Here is a 14,623-nt window from a genome sequence, read left to right on the forward strand (position 1 = left end):
CTGAGACGGTCTCGGCCGGATGGGTGCCGAGTCCCCGCGGGACACGGCTGAGGGCTCAGCCTCGGTGCTTCTTGATCTCGTTGCGGGCGATGGAGCGTTTGTGCACCTCATCGGGTCCGTCAGCCAGCCGCAGGGTGCGCATATGCGCCCAGAGCCGGGCCAACGGGAAGTCGTCGGTGACTCCGCCGCCGCCGTGGACCTGAATCGCCCGATCGATGACCTTGAGCGCCATCGACGGGGCGACGACCTTGATCTCGGCGATCTCGTTCTTCGCGACCTTGTTGCCGTACTTGTCCATCATGTCCGCGGCATGCAGGGTGAGCAGGCGGGCCTGGTCGATCTCGATCCGGGATTCGGCGATCCAGTCCTGGATGTTCGACCGATTCGAGAGCTTCTCACCGAAGGTCACGCGCGACTCGGCGCGCTTGACCATGAGCTCGAGCGCCCGTTCGGCGGCTCCGATGGCGCGCATGCAGTGGTGGATGCGGCCGGGTCCCAGCCGGGCCTGGCTGATCGCGAAGCCTTCGCCTTCGCCCTTGAGGATGTCCTTGAACGGGACGAGCACGTTCTCGAAGACGATTTCGGCGTGTCCTTCCCGGTCGGCGTAGCCGAAGACGGGAAGGTTGCGGACCACGGTGAGACCGGGGGCGTCGATGGGGACGACGAGCATCGACTGCTGCCGGTGCACCTCGGCGGTGGGATCGGTCTTGCCCATGACGATGAGCACGCGGCAGTTCGGGTGCATGCCGTTCGAGGCGAACCATTTGCGGCCGTTGAGCAGGAATCCCTCGTCGGTGCGTTCCATGCGCATCTCGACGTTCGTGGCGTCGGAGCTGGCCACGGCCGGTTCGGTCATGGCGAAGGCCGAGGCCATCGTGCCTTCGAGCAGCGGGCGGAGGTACGTCTCCTTGTGCTCATCGGTGCCGAAGAGCGTGAAGACCTCCATATTGCCCGTGTCCGGGGCGTTGCAGTTGATCGCCTCGGGGGCGATCTCGATGCTGCGCCCGGTGATCTCGGCCAGCGGCGCATATTCGAGGTTCGTCAGGCCCGGTCCCCAGTCGGGATGCGGGTGGAAGAGGTTCCACAGGCCCCGCTTCTTCGCCTCGGCCTTGAGATCTTCGAGGATCTGCGGTTGGGTGTGCGGGCTCGCCGCCGCGGCCATCTGGTCGTGGTAGACGGATTCTGCCGGATAGACGAACTCGTCCATGAAGGCAGTCAGCCGCTCCTGGTATTCGCGTCCGCGTTCGGTGGTCTCCAACACGTTGACTCCTCAACTCTCGTTCAATCGGGACTGATAGCGGGACATTCCCCGCAGCCAGCGCTCGTAGTCGCTGCCTTTCATGCGGTACATCTCGAGCACCTCGGGGTGGGGAAGGATGAGGAACTCGTCCCGCTCGACGGCGTCGAGGACGATGACGGCGACCTGTTCGGGTTCGAGAACGGTCCCGGCCTCGGTGACCGCCCGCTGTGCGGCACCGCCTTCGTCTCCGGCGGAATCGAGCAGTGCGGTGTTGACCCCCATCGGGCAGATCACCGAGGCGCGGATCCCGTCGCCCCGATACGTCATGGCCAGCCATTCGGCGAAGCCGACCGAGGCGTGCTTGGTCACCGAGTAGGCTGCCGACCCGATCTGCGTGAGCAGGCCCGCCGCCGAGGCGGTGGCGACGAAATGCCCGGAACCGGCCTCCTGCCAGCGGGGGACGAGTACCTGGGCTGCGCGGATGTGGGCGCGCATGTTGACGTCGATGATCGGATCCCAGTCCGCATCGGAGTCCCCGAGCATGGCCGGACCGATGATGCCGGCGTTGGCGAAGTAGAGATCGACCCCGCCGAGGCGGTCGTCGGCCAACGCGATGAGTTCGCCGATGCCGTCGACCGTGGAGACGTCACCGACCCATGCGTGGGCGCGATCGCCGAGGTGGGAGGCGGTGTCGGTGACGGCCGGATCGAGGTCGGCGAGGACGACGGAGGCGCCGCGGCCGAGCAGCTCGGCGGCCAGGGCCGCCCCGATTCCGCCGGCGGCGCCCGTGACGATGGCTCGTGCGCCGTCGAAGCGTGGTGTGCTCATGATCTCTCCAGCAGAGTCAGGGCCTGACCGGCGAGGTCTTCCACGCCCTCGCCGGCGACCTCCGGGTCGAGGTCGAGATCGCCCATCTGGCCGGTCTTCAGCCGGGTATAGACGCCTTCGCGGATGCAGGCGAGCTTCCACATCGCGAACGCCGAGTAGTAGCCGACGTCGTGGACTTCGTGTCCGCTGACCTTCTGGTAGCGGTCGATGAGCGCCTCGGTGTCGGGGAAGCCGTCCGCCGGTGTCGGCACCCAGATGCTCGTGTACTCCTCGGGCACTGTGAGCATCGCGATGAAGTAGCCGAGGTCGGTGAGCGCCTCGCCGACGGCGGTGAGTTCCCAGTCGACGACGGCATTGAGCCCGCCTCTGGGCGCGAAGATCATGTTGTTCGGTTTGAAGTCGCCATGTGCGAGTCCGATGGGACTGCCCGCCGGGTCGGGCATCGACTCCAGGAGCACGTCGTGGACCTCGTGGATCATCGGTGTCTCACGCGTGGAGATCTGTTCGACCTGGCCGAGCCAGCGTCGCAGCTGCCGTTCGATGAGTCCGCCCGGCCTGCGCAGATCGCCGAGGCCGACCGCGTCGATGTCGACTGCGTGGATGGCTGCGAGGGCATCGATCATGCCGAAGGCGCAGTCGGCCTTCGACTCATCGGGGATCGACGCCCAGTCCGACGGAGTGTTGATCGCGAAGCCGGGGCAGTGGTCCATGAACACGAAGGGCACATCGAGGACCTCGGGGTCGTCGACGATGTCGAGGACCGTCGGCACGGGCACGGCACTGTCGGTGAGCGCAGCCATGATCCTGCCCTCACGGGCGACGTTGTGGGCGCTGCCACCCTCATGTCCCAGCGGTGGGCGGCGCAGCACCCAGCGTGGTCGGCCGTCGACGGTGATCGTGAAGGTGAGATTCGACCGGCCGATCGACATGACCTCGACGTCGAAGTCGCTCACCCCGAATCGCTGTGAGATCCATCGCCCGATGGATGCGGTGTCGAAACCTGCCGGTGGATGTGTCAACGGTGACCCTCCCGAGTGAACAATCGTTCAGTTTCGTTTACAGTATTCAACCAAGGCGTGTGAGTCAAGCCGAAGAAGTGACCGCGGTCACTGCCGGAATGTGATACGTCTGGACAGGCCGCGCCGACGCGCGGAAGCGTCTGAGGACAGACGCATGAGTGCGGCCGAGAAGAACAGAACACAGCGAAGTGAGGACCCGATGAAAGCTGTTCATGTCACCGCCCTGACCGGCCCCGATGATGTCGAGATCGCCGAGGTGGACCGACCCGTACCGGGGGAGGGGCAGGTCCTCATCGAGGTCGCCTACGCCGGTGTGACCTTCCCCGAGCTGCTGCAGACCCGCGGGCTGTATCAGACGAAGCACGAACTGCCCTTCGTCCTCGGTTCGGAGGCGTCCGGCATCGTCGTCGAGGCGGGCCCGGGCTCGCGTTTCGCCGTCGGTGACCGCGTGGCTGCGATCACCGGGGTGGGCACCTTCGCCGAGTGCCTCGTCGCCGACGAGACGCAGGTGATGCCGCTGCCCGACGAAGTGAGCCTCGCCTCCGGAGCGGGTATGCCGATGAACGTGCTCACCGCCGACTTCGCGCTGCGGCTGCGGGCGAACGCCCAGCCGGGGCAGAGCCTGCTCGTCCACGGTGCCGCCGGCGGTCTCGGTTCGGCCAGCGTGCAGCTCGGTGCGGCGATGGGCCTGACCGTCATCGCGGTCGTGTCCACCGAGGCTAAGGCCGAGGTCGTCCGCGAGCTCGGAGCCCGACACGTCGTCTTCGCCGAAGGGTTCAAGGACGCGGTCAAGGAGATCCTGCCCGGCGGTGTGGACTATGTCTTCGACCCTGTCGGCGGTGACCGCTTCACCGACTCCACACGTGTGCTCGCTCCCTTCGGTCGGCTTCTCGTCCTCGGCTTCACCGCGGGCGAGATCCCCTCGATTCGCGTCAATCGCCTGCTGCTGAAGAACATCTCCGTCGACGGTGTCGCGTGGGGCGCTGCCACTCACGGCGACCCGAACTTCATTGCCCGGCAGTGGGCGGCTGTGCGCGAACATGTGGCTGCCGGCCGACTCGATCCGCGCATCCATGCGACCTACCCGCTGGCGAAGGCCGCTGCGGCGATCAAGGAACTCGACGAGCGCACCGTCATGGGCAAGGTGCTCCTCGAGGTCGCCGGCGAGTGAGTCAGCGGGGCCGGTGGCGGCCGGCGATGTCGCGGCCGATGAGGTCCTTCATCACTTCGTTGGCGCCGCCGAAGATCGCTTGGATGCGGTTGTCCTTGAAAGCTCGGGCGATCGGATATTCGAGCATGTAGCCATATCCGCCGAAGAGCTGCAGACACCGGTTGACGACCTCGATCTCGAGGTCCGAGCCGAGGTACTTGGCCTTGGCGGCGTCGACGGCGGTGAGTTCGCCGGCGTTGAGTGCCAGCGCGCAGCGGTCGATGAAGGCCTCGAGGGCGTCGACGCGGGTCTCGAGTTCCGCGAGTTCGAAGCGAGTGTTCTGGAAATCGCCGATGGTCTGCCCGAAGGCGGGGCGTTCGAACACGTAGTCGGCCGTCCACTCGAGAGCCGCCCGCGCACCGGCGAGGGTTCCGGAGCCGATGAGCAGGCGCTCCGTGGGCAGATTGACCATGAGGTGGATGAAGCCACTGTCGAGCTCGCCGAGCAGGGCGTCGGCGGGAACCCGAACATCGGAGAATGAGAGCTCCGCGGTGTCCTGGGCATCCATGCCGAGCTTCTTCAGCGGTCGCCCGCGCTCGAAGCCCGGGGCATCGGCATCGACGATGAACAGCGAGGTGCCGCGCGAAGGCTTCGCATCGGGGTTCGTGCGGGCGACGACTATGACGAAATCGCAGTGGACACCGTTGGTGATGAAGGTCTTCGTCCCGTTGATCACCCAGTCCTCGCCGTCGCGCACGGCCTTGGTGGTGATGCCCTGGAGGTCCGAGCCGGCATTCGGCTCGGTCATCGCGATCGCCCCGATCATCTCTCCCGAGGCCAGGCCGGTGAGGTACTTCGCCTTCTGCGCCTGCGTTCCGAAGGACAGCAGATAGCCGGGGACGATGCCGTCCGAGACTCCCCACCCGCTCGTCGCCGAAGCGACACCTCGGCGGGCGATCTCCTCGCTGCGGACCATCTCGAAGCGGAAGTCGCAGACGCCTGCACCACCGAACTCCTCGGGAATCGCGAGACCGATGATCCCGGTCTGTGCCGCCTTGCGCCACATCTGCCGATCGACGAGGTGGTCCTCCTCCCATTCCTCGAGGTGAGGGACCACCTCACGGTCGAGGAAGGCGGCGACGGTGCCTCGGAACGCCTCATGGTCGTCGGTGTACAGAGCTCTCTTCACGCGGGCATCCTCTCAACGGTTCGTGGCACATGCTGATCGTTCGTTCAGATTTTCACGTGGGAACGGGCCCGTCAAGACCGATCGGGTCCACCGTGAGACGGTGGACCCGATCGGGGAGTATCAGGGCTGGTGGCCGAAGAATGATCGCGTGCGGGGCTACTTATCGCTGACGAGGTCGGTGTCGTCCATCACCACGTCGGCACCCTCCTCGGGTAGACCCGCTCCGCGCAGTGACGCGCCCTTGGTCTCCTTCATGAAGATGGCTGCGATGAAGCCGATCACGCACGAGGCCATCACGAGGTAAGCGGGGATGATGGTGTTGCCCGTCGCGTCGATGAGGCCTTCGCTGATCGATGGAGCGGTGCCGCCGAAGACCGCGGTCGAGACGTTGTAGGAGATCGCGAAGCCGGCGAAGCGCACCGGGCCGGGGAACATCGCCGGGAAGGTCGCCGAGATCGTCGAGATCTGCGGAATGTAGAGGATGCCGAGCACGGCGAGGCCGATGAGAGCCCAGATGAATCCGTTGGCCATGAGCATGAACATCGGGATCGCTGCGACGAAGAGCCCGATGAGCGAGAAGTACCAGACGGGTTTGCGACCCACCTTGTCCGAGAGTATCCCGCCGAAGGGAATGAGGATCATCATGAATGCCTGCGCCAGGAACATCACGGTCAGAGAGGCGTTCGGGCTCATGCCGACCGGGTCCTGCAGGTAGGTGGGCATGTAGGACAGGAGCGTGTAGTTGACGACATTGACTGCGACGACCATGCCGCCGAGGATGAGCAGCTGCTTCCAGTAATGGACGAAGAGAGTCTTGAAGACTTCGCCCACCGACTTGTCCTGACCTTCGTCATCGAGTTCTTCGTAGACGGGCGACTCGTCGAGCTGGTTCCGCAGGTAGAGGCCGACGACGCCGAGGACGCCGGCGAAGACGAACGGAATCCTCCATGCCCAGTCCGTCATCGTCTGCTCGCCGAGACCGAGTTGGAGGAGGAGGACGAAGAGGGAACCCGCGGCCATACCGGCCAGAGTGCCGAATTCGAGGAAGCTGCCGAAGAATCCGCGGCGATTGTCGGGGGCATATTCGGCCATGAAGGTCGCCGCGCCGCCGTACTCACCGCCCGAGGAGAAGCCCTGAATGACTCGGAGGGTGACGAGAATGATGGGTGCTGCGATGCCGATGGTGGCGTAGCTGGGCAGCAGCGCGATGCAGAAGGTAGAGCCGGCCATGAGCAGGATCGTCAGCGCCAGTACGCGCTTGCGACCGAGGCGGTCACCCATCGGGCCCCAGACGATTCCGCCGAGGGGTCGGAAGATGAAGGACACGGCGAAGACCAGCAGCGCCATGAGTTGGGCATGCTCGCCGGGGAAGAAATGCTGGGCGAGGTAAGTGACCGAGACGGCATAGAGGCCGTAGTCGAACCATTCGGTCGCATTGCCGACCGCCGAGGCGGCGACGGCCTTGCGGACGGTCTTGAGGTCGGGTTCCTTTGGGGATGCCGGTGCCTGTGCACCGTGGGTATTGGAGTTGCTCACGTTCTCCTCCGTTCGTGCGGGCCGCCGAGCAGGAGGCCCTGCAATAGAAGTGCGTTGTCACGCTACGAGCATTCACTGAACGTTTCAAAGCCGGAAGCGTGTCAAACCCTCGGCGTGTCACTTCAGATGTTCTTGGATGCTAGGTCTCTCACCTGCAGTGATGATTTGTAGGCAGGGTTCATTCCGGCAGGGTTCCATTCACAGGAGATGCTCCAGATATCGTTATCTCGAGTCGGTTGACAGTCGACGTCTCGTCCCTTCACTGCTCAACGTTTCGTCCTCCCAATGCCCGGCGGCGGTGGTAATGTGCCGCATATGTGATCTGGAGCATGCTCGACCCGGCAGCAGATGTCACCGTCACAAGGAGGACCACTCATGGGAGTGCTGAGGAAGAAGAGCGTCGACGACGTCATCAACCAGGACGCCGAAGGCGATGCGAAAGAGCATCTGCGCAAGAATCTCGGCGCCAAGGACCTCATCGGGTTCGGCATCGGCATCGTCATCGGCACGGGGATCTTCACCCTCACCGGTCTCGAAGCCAAGGAACACGCCGGGCCGGCCGTGATGATCTCTTTCGTCGTCGCCGGCGTCGTGGCTCTGCTGGCGGCCCTGTGCTACGCCGAGCTCGCCGCTGCGGTGCCGACCGCGGGCAGCTCGTACACCTATGCCTACTCGACGATCGGTGAGATCTTCGCCTGGATCATCGCGTGGGACCTCATCCTCGAATTCGCCCTCGGGGCCTCGGTCGTGGCCAGAGGGTGGTCGGGATATATCGCCGGCGTCTTCGATCTGCCTTCGCAGTGGTTTGCCGAAGAGGGGTCGATCGTCAACTTCGGCGCCATCTTCATCTCCCTCGTCCTCGGTTGGGTGGCGATGCGCGGCATCCGCGAATCGAAGTGGGTGACGAATGGTCTTGTCGTCATCAAGGTCCTCATCTGCGTCTTCGTCATCGTCGTCGGTGTCTTCTACATCAAGACGGCCAACCTCGTGCCGTTCATTCCGCCGGCGAAACCCGTCGAGGAAGGAACCGCTTCGGGCCTGCAGGCTCCGCTGTGGCAGTGGGTGACCGGTATCGAACCCTCGAGCTTCGGCGTCGTCGGCATCTTCGTCGCCGCCGCCGTCGTCTTCTTCGCGTATTCGGGGTTCGAAGCGATCGCCAACCTCGGCGAGGAGACGAAGAAGCCGTCGCGCGACATGCCGATGGGGCTGCTCGGCACCCTTGCCATCTGCACGCTCCTCTACGTCGGTGTCTGCCTCGTCGTCACCGGTATGGTCCACTACTCGAAACTGTCCGAAGGCGACGCTGTGGCCGATGTGTTCACCCAGAACGGTCTCGGCTGGGCGGGGATCCTCATCGGCATCGCCGCGGTCGCCGGGCTGAGTTCGGTCATCCTCGTCGACATCGTCGCGATGGGCCGCATCGGCTTCGCGCTCTCCCGCGATGGACTGCTGCCGGGGATCTTCTCCCGCATCCACCCGCGCTGGGGCACCCCGGTCCTCATGACCGGTCTGACGGTCGGTGCCGTCGTCCTGCTCTCCGGGCTGGTGCCGATCTCGGTGCTCGCGGAGATGGTGAGCATCGGTACGCTCTTCGCCTTCCTCGTCGTCTCGATCGCCGTCATCGTCCTGCGCAAGACCTCACCGAACATGAAACGGCCCTTCCGGACCCCATGGGTGCCGTTCCTGCCGGTCGTGTCCGTGATCTCCTGCCTCGGGCTGATGGCCAGCCTCGCGGTCGAGACCTGGCTGCGGTTCCTCGTGTGGCTGCTGCTCGGTTTCGTCGTCTACTTCGCCTACGGAAACAGGAAGTCCCGCCTGGCACGGAGGGAGCGCGAGGAAGGAGCCGCGAAATGAGCGTTCTCGTCGGATTCGGCGTCGACACGAAGAGCCGAGCGAGCGTGAGGTTCGGCGCCGACCTCGCTCGCACCTCGAACGAGCCGCTCATCCTCTGCTGCGTCGTCCAGGACCGCTTCTCGGCTGCCCAGATGTCGGACTTCTCAGGCGTTTCGGACGACTGGAAGAAGGAGATCAGGTCCATGACGGCTCAGGCCGTCGAGAATGCGAAGGCGGCTGTGCCCGATGATGTCAGCGCCGAGGTGGTCATCCGATCCGGTCGGTCGGTGACCCGGGTGCTCCACGACGAGTCCGTCGACCGCAATGCGCAGGTGCTCGTCACCGGCTCGTCCGTGCGCGGTCCGCTGGGTCGGATCGTGCTCGGCAGCACGACGGACCGGCTGGTCCATTCTTCGCCGTTGCCGATTGCGCTGGTCCCGCGTGGCTATTCCTCGGACCGCACCGAGGTGAGGCGTCTCGTCTTCGCCGTCGACCCGTCTCGTCGCACGGAGAGGTATTACGACTCGGTGGCGCGACTGGCCCGGTGGTTGGGCGTCGGAGTCGACGTCGTCACGTTCGCTGTCCGTCCGTCGCGGCCCAGCGGCCTGGGGGCCTTCAGCGATCAGGGTGTGTTCGCGACGTGGAAGGAGCAGGTCCTGAACGGGCAGGCGACGGTGGTGAGTGCACTCAAGGACGCCGAGTCCGGGACAACGGTCACGGGGACCGGGATCGTCACGGGGGAGCGCTGGTCCGCGGCGGTCAGTGACTTCGACTGGCAGGACGGTGACGTCCTCGTCGTCGGATCGAGCGAATCCGCGCTGCATGGAGTGTTCCTCGGATCCACGGCCACACATATCATGCGGCACTCGCCGGTGCCGATGGTCATGTTGCCGCGACCCAGACGGTGACGTCGGGCCGGGGCGACTGGGGAAGGCCCGGCCCCGGGTCGTCCCGACTCGGATCAGGACGAGGCCGAGTCCGCTTTCGCGGCGGCTGCGCGTTGGTCCATCGCCGGTGAGGTATCGACTCCGCGGGCGTTGAGCTTGCGCTTGACCAGCGGCCATACGGCGAAGAGCACAGCGGTGGCCACGAGGCTCGTCCACACCTGGGCGCGGCCGTCTTCGCTCAGCAGCATGATGATGACGACCCCGATCACCACGGCGATGAGGAAGATGTTGAGCACCGGTGTCAGCCACGACTTCAGGGTCAGGGTCGCGCGTTCGGCAGGCGTCAGCTTCATCCGCATGCGCCACTGGGCGAGGGAGATGAAGACATAGACGAAGAGTGCGACGAGGCCGCCGGAGTTCATGATGAAGTCGAAGATGCCCGACGCTGGCACGGTGAAGTTCGCGACGACGGCGGCCAGTGCGCCGAGGCTCGAGGCGATGAGGGCGGCGACCGGCACATTCGTCTTCGACCGTCTGCGGATGATGCGCGGTGCGTATCCCTTATCGGCCAGGGAGGCGAACATGCGGGAGGCCGAGTAGAGGCCGGAGTTGAGGACCGAGATGACGGCGGTGAACAGAACGATCGTCATGATCTGTGCAGCGCCGGGAAGACCGAAGAGTCCGTAGACGTAGGCGAATGGTGCGATCTCATCAGGGTCGGGAAGTTTGTCCCAAGGGACCGCGGTGACAACGATGAGGACTCCGCCGACGAAGAAGAGGAGGATGCGCCAGATGACGGTGTGCGTGGCCTGCGTGATGCCACGGGCAGGATCGACGGATTCGGCGGAGGCCATGACGGCGATCTCGGTGCCGAAGTAGCTGAAGATGACGGTGGCGACACCGATCATCACTGCGCTGAAGCCCATCGGCATGAAGCCGCCGTGATTCCACAGGTTGGACACGGAGTTCGTCGCGTGCGGCCAGAGGCCGAGGGCGAAGAGCGCACCCACGACGAGGAAGACGACGATCGTGATGACCTTGACGCTGGCCAGCCAGAACTCGACCTCACCGAAGACGCGCACCGAGAGGATGTTCGTGCCGATGAAGACGAGGACGAGGAGGAGCGACCACAGCCAGGTCGGGACGGCCGGGAACCAGCCGGAGAGGATGCCTCCGCCGACGACGGCCTCGTAGGCGATGACACCGACCCAGAAATACCAGTACAGCCAGCCGACGAGGTAGGCGGCCCAACCGCCCATCGATTCGTTCGCGTAGTCCATGAACGATCCGACCGAGGGTCTGCGGGCGGACATCTCGCCGAGCATGCGCATGGCGAGGAAGACCAGGAGGCCGCCGAGGAGGTAGGAGATGATTGCGGCTGGTCCCGTTGAGCGGATGACGTTTCCAGAGCCGACGAACAGGCTGGCGCCGATGATCCCGCCGAGGGTGATCATGGTGATGTGTCGATTGCGCAGTTTCGCACTGCCGCCTGCTGCCGCTTCCGTGCCGGTGCTGCCGGTGTCGGTAGGTTCGCTCATCGAGCAATCTCCTTGTGAACCAGTGCCCGGCTCCGGTGTCGGATTCCGAGCTTCCAGGCAGTCTCTGTTGACACTGCCTCCGGGATTCTACACAAAGAATGCTCAACGGAAATTCATGCGCCCACCCACTGGCCGCACCCGGAGTTCCGACGGTGTTGTCGGTGTGAGGGACTCACCCGTACCACTTCTTCTCGGCGGCCGAATAGGTGCCGTCGTGATGGACGATTCTCAACCACGTGGCACAACTGCGCATCCCTGCAAAGTGTGGCGCCAGCTCCCCCGTGCGGAGGTGTGCGCGTGAATGCAGAAATCGAGGGAGCAGAATGTAGATTCAAGCGGAAGGAATCTACATTCTGCTCCATCGAATCTGCGGGGAGCTCGTGGAGGAGCGCCGAACAGGTCTCCGGGGACTCAGGCGACCGGGATCTCAGGCGCGCGGGTCGACGATGATCTTCACGTGCTGTTCGTTGTTGTTGATGAGTTCGTCGAACCCGCCGGAGATGAGGTCGTCGAGGCCGATCTTGGCGGTGATGAACGCGGAGAGATCGAGTTCGTCGCTGCCGGCCAGCGCGATCGTCGCCGGGTGATCTCCGGAGTAGCCGATGGTGCCGCGCAGGTCGATCTCTTTGAGAACGAGCTTCGGCATGTCGACCTCGGGCTTGTGGCCCCAGATGGAGACGTTGACGATGACTCCGCCGGGGCGCACCGCGTCGAGGAGCATGTCGAGGACGACCGGCACCGAGGAGCATTCGAAGCCGACATCGGCACCGCGGCCGCCGGTGCGCTGCCGCACCGCCTCGGCGACGTCGCCGTCCCTGGGATCGAACACCTCGTCGGCCACCCCGGTTGAGAGCGCTTTGGCTTTGCGTGCTTCGGAGAGTTCGGAGATGAAGACCGTCAGCCCTTCTGCTTTGAGGACGGCTGCGGTGAGGAGGCCGATCGGCCCGGCGCCGCCGACGATGGCGATCTGCCCAGCCTGTGCTCCTGAGCGGACGAACGCGTGGTGGGCCACCGACAGGGGCTCGATGAGGGCCGCCTCGTCGAGGGGGATGTCACCGATCGGATGGACCCAGCGGCGTTGGACGACGATCTTCTCGGCCAGTCCGCCGCCGCGGCCGCCGAGTCCGATGAAGTTCATGTCCTTCGACAGCTGGTAGCTCTCACCGATGCTCGTGTCGACGTCGTCGGCGATGATGTAGGGCTCGACGACGACGTTCGCTCCGACCTCGAGGTCCGTGACTCCTTCGCCGAGGGCGGTGATCGTGCCGGAGAATTCGTGTCCCATCGTCACCGGGGCATCCTCGCCGGAGATCGGATGGGGATGTCCTGCGGGTGGGACGAAGATCGGGCCTTCGAGGTATTCGTGGAGGTCGGTGCCGCAGATGCCGCACCAGGCGACGTCGATGGCGACGGTGCCCGGCAGGAGTTCGGGCTCGGGGATGTCCTCGATCCGGATGTCCTTGCGATCGTGGAAACGTGCTGCTCTCATAGTGTGTCCTCTCGACGCGGTGGGCGGAGCCGTGATGGCCGATCGGTTGAGCGCGACCGACAGGCGCGGGCGATTCCGGGCGTCGGTGCCCGGAATCGGCGGCTCACCGCCCCACCCTAAGGAGTCGATCACCGACGGGGACAGGGTTGCGCCCGATTGCATCGACTCGACGTTGATTGCAATGTCTCGAGCTTGCCGGACGCCGGAGTGCGCCTGCGATAATGGTCCCAATGCCGGGGTCGGGTACGCCGATCTCACGGGGCGCTGAGGAGGTGGGGCGATGGCGTGGAGCACCAGTGAACTCGCGATCTTGGCCGAGACGACGGTCAAGACGATTCGCCACTACCATTCGCGGGGTCTGTTGGCCCAGCCCGAGCGAGCTCCGAACGGGTACAAGCGCTACGAGATCGACCACCTCGTTCGACTGCTGCAGATTCGACGTTTGAGCGAACTGGGGTTCTCACTCCATCAGATCGGGGAGATGGACCCAGATCCCGGAAGCGGTGACAAGGAGAGCGGCGACGATGGGGGACCGGCAGAGGGAGACGGCGACTCCTCCCAGCGCGAGACGCTGCGAGCTCTTGACCGCGAACTCGAGATCAGCGTCGCCAGACAGCAGCAGATGCGGGAGGACATCGCGGCAATCCTCGAGCACGGGTCGGCAGTCGACCTGCCGAGCGGATTCGGCCACGTCAGAAATGAGCTCACCGCAGCCGATCGCGGTCTGCTGCTCGTCTATTCGCGTTTCCTCGATGAGGCCACGCTGGACTCAATGCGGACGATGCTCACCGAGATCAACCACACCGAAGCCTCCCGACGGTTTCAGGCATTGCCCGCCGAGGCGGGGGAGCGGGAACGCGCGGACCTGGCCAGGCGGTTGGGCCCAGAGGTCAGAGATATCCAGGAGCGGTACGGATGGTCGGGCCGCCTCGGCGAGATTCCCCACCATCGACGCCGGGAGGTCGACGAAATGATCGGGAAGGCCATGATCGAGCTCTACAATCCGGCTCAGTTCGACGTGCTCGTCCGGATGGAGCCGATCATCGCAGAGAAATCTCAGCAGACCCCTTGACCCTGCCCTTGGGGCAGGGTTTCGACTGTCGTCATCAGTCGATATCAGAAAGGGCAGAAGAATGAATGTCTCACTCAGCTCACCTCAACCGCACCTCACCCGTGGACACTCGGCACCGTCGCGGCCGGGCTGGCCCGAGATGATCATCGGGCTCATCGCCTACGTGGTCGCCTTCGGGGCGGTCTATCTCATCCTCAAGGCGATCCCGGACGACCTGGCAGTGATCAACGGCATCGTCCAGCTCGGGCTCTCGGGACTCATGGGGCTCTTCGCCTTCGCTGTCGCCGTCGCCATACGAATCCGCGGATTCTCAGCCTTCGGCCTCAAGCGCGCCTCCAGGCGGTCACTGATCATCGCCGCCCTGCTCGGCATCGGGTGCTGGGTGCTCGGAACGATCGTGTCGCTGATCTCCTATGCGATCAACGGAGGCATCGGCAACGTCCAGGGCGACTACCAGGCGGCCGCCGCAGCAGGGGGAGTGTTCACCGTGATCCTCACCGCCCTCATGGGGGCCGTGCTCACGCCGATCGGCGAGGAATTCTTCTTCCGCGGCGTCCTCACCTCCGGTCTGCTGAGGTTCGGCCCATGGGTGGGAGTCCTTGTCAGCGCCGCGATCTTCGCGCTCGCCCACGGGATCAACCCTGTGCTTCCGGTGGCATTCATCGTCGGGATCGTCAACGGGATCCTCTTCCACAAGACAGGGTCCGTCTGGTCGGGTGTGATCGTCCATGCGTTCAACAACGCCACGGCACTCTTCGTCCCGGTGATCCTCGGGCTGAGCGGATGAGGCGATGAGTGCGGCCCGGAACGCACTGAGCGTTCCGGGCCGCACGCTGCTCTGC

12 protein-coding genes are annotated in these 14,623 nt (G+C 64.9%); 5 read left to right on the forward strand and 7 right to left on the reverse strand.

From position 1 onward, the window contains the following. Positions 1–55: 55 nt before the first annotated feature. From GUY23_RS06810 to GUY23_RS06820, 3 genes are read right to left on the reverse strand one after another with little or no spacing between them, the layout of a single operon-like run. Complete coding sequence (locus GUY23_RS06810) at positions 56–1,261, reverse strand: acyl-CoA dehydrogenase family protein (RefSeq protein WP_166970856.1); 1,206 nt, start codon at positions 1,259–1,261, stop codon at positions 56–58. Positions 1,262–1,270: 9 nt separating this feature from the next. After that, on the reverse strand, positions 1,271–2,068 hold the full coding sequence (locus GUY23_RS06815) for an SDR family oxidoreductase (protein WP_166970858.1): 798 nt from the start codon (positions 2,066–2,068) through the stop codon (positions 1,271–1,273). After that, the gene (locus GUY23_RS06820) at positions 2,065–3,021 is read right to left on the reverse strand and encodes a phosphotransferase family protein (protein ID WP_228282773.1); all 957 of its coding nucleotides are present in this window, start codon (positions 3,019–3,021) and stop codon (positions 2,065–2,067) included. The genes GUY23_RS06815 and GUY23_RS06820 overlap by 4 nt, the downstream gene beginning before the upstream one ends. A 265-nt stretch (positions 3,022–3,286) precedes the next feature. Between GUY23_RS06820 and GUY23_RS06825 the strand changes: the two genes are divergently transcribed. Then, the gene (locus GUY23_RS06825) at positions 3,287–4,258 is read left to right on the forward strand and encodes an NADPH:quinone oxidoreductase family protein (protein WP_166970862.1); all 972 of its coding nucleotides are present in this window, start codon (positions 3,287–3,289) and stop codon (positions 4,256–4,258) included. Between the two features lies 1 nt (position 4,259). On the opposite strand, the gene GUY23_RS06830 is transcribed toward GUY23_RS06825, so the two are convergent. Both GUY23_RS06830 and GUY23_RS06835 read right to left on the reverse strand, forming a co-directional pair. Continuing rightward, positions 4,260–5,426 carry an acyl-CoA dehydrogenase family protein gene (locus tag GUY23_RS06830; protein ID WP_166970864.1) on the reverse strand — a complete coding sequence of 389 codons (1,167 nt, stop codon included), beginning with the start codon at positions 5,424–5,426 and terminating at the stop codon, positions 4,260–4,262. A gap of 156 nt (positions 5,427–5,582) precedes the next feature. Further along, the gene (locus tag GUY23_RS06835) at positions 5,583–6,962 is read right to left on the reverse strand and encodes an MFS transporter (protein WP_166970866.1); all 1,380 of its coding nucleotides are present in this window, start codon (positions 6,960–6,962) and stop codon (positions 5,583–5,585) included. Positions 6,963–7,337: 375 nt separating this feature from the next. Here GUY23_RS06835 and GUY23_RS06840 point away from each other — a divergent pair, with 375 nt between their 5' ends. Together GUY23_RS06840 and GUY23_RS06845 are read left to right on the forward strand one after the other, a co-directional pair. Next, a complete protein-coding gene (locus GUY23_RS06840; RefSeq protein WP_166970868.1) occupies positions 7,338–8,816 on the forward strand; it encodes an APC family permease in 1,479 nt (492 codons plus the stop codon). Then, complete coding sequence (locus tag GUY23_RS06845) at positions 8,813–9,703, forward strand: universal stress protein (RefSeq protein WP_166970870.1); 891 nt, start codon at positions 8,813–8,815, stop codon at positions 9,701–9,703. The genes GUY23_RS06840 and GUY23_RS06845 overlap by 4 nt, the downstream gene beginning before the upstream one ends. Before the next feature lie 53 nt (positions 9,704–9,756). Here the strand turns inward: GUY23_RS06845 and GUY23_RS06850 are convergent, their stop codons facing one another. Both GUY23_RS06850 and GUY23_RS06855 read right to left on the reverse strand, forming a co-directional pair. Beyond that, positions 9,757–11,220: an amino acid permease gene (locus tag GUY23_RS06850; RefSeq protein ID WP_228282774.1), complete on the reverse strand. Its 1,464-nt coding sequence runs from the start codon at positions 11,218–11,220 to the stop codon at positions 9,757–9,759. Between the two features lie 427 nt (positions 11,221–11,647). Continuing rightward, positions 11,648–12,709 carry a 2,3-butanediol dehydrogenase gene (locus tag GUY23_RS06855; protein ID WP_166970872.1) on the reverse strand — a complete coding sequence of 354 codons (1,062 nt, stop codon included), beginning with the start codon at positions 12,707–12,709 and terminating at the stop codon, positions 11,648–11,650. Between the two features lie 280 nt (positions 12,710–12,989). Here GUY23_RS06855 and GUY23_RS06860 point away from each other — a divergent pair, with 280 nt between their 5' ends. Both GUY23_RS06860 and GUY23_RS06865 read left to right on the forward strand, forming a co-directional pair. Beyond that, entirely contained in the window at positions 12,990–13,781 is a 792-nt protein-coding gene (locus GUY23_RS06860; protein ID WP_166970874.1) for a MerR family transcriptional regulator, read from the forward strand. A 61-nt stretch (positions 13,782–13,842) separates the two neighbouring features. Beyond that, a complete protein-coding gene (locus GUY23_RS06865) occupies positions 13,843–14,568 on the forward strand; it encodes a CPBP family intramembrane glutamic endopeptidase (RefSeq protein ID WP_166970877.1) in 726 nt (241 codons plus the stop codon). Positions 14,569–14,623: the final 55 nt, after the last annotated feature.

The sequence above is a fragment of the Brevibacterium atlanticum genome, assembly GCF_011617245.1.
Lineage (GTDB): Bacteria > Actinomycetota > Actinomycetes > Actinomycetales > Brevibacteriaceae > Brevibacterium > Brevibacterium atlanticum.